A 264-nucleotide genomic window follows, 5' to 3' on the forward strand; every position below is an offset into this window, starting at 1 on the left:
GCTGGGGCTGGAGGCGGCTGATCGCATCCGCGCCTGGGCCCGGGCGCTGGGTTATGAGGAGCGGGAGCTCTTCGTTGCCGAAGGGGGGTTCGACTGGGGGAGCCTCCCCGCGGCCGGGGCGAGCCTTTCCCTCTTCGGCGGCCGCAAGCTCATCGAGTTACGCATTCCCACCGGACGGCCAGGCACCGCCGGGGCCGAGGCGCTCATCGCGTACTGCGAGCGGCTTCCGCCCGATGTGGTGACGTTAATCGAGCTGCCCAAGCT

Annotated in this window: 1 pseudogene; it reads left to right on the top strand. The window is 70.5% G+C overall.

Annotated elements, in window-relative coordinates:
- Positions 1-264, top strand: a pseudogene (locus ACTFO6_RS18940) (DNA polymerase III subunit delta); the annotation flags it as partial.

The organism is Pelomicrobium sp. G1, from assembly GCF_051905455.1.
Lineage (GTDB): Bacteria > Pseudomonadota > Gammaproteobacteria > Burkholderiales > UBA6910 > Pelomicrobium.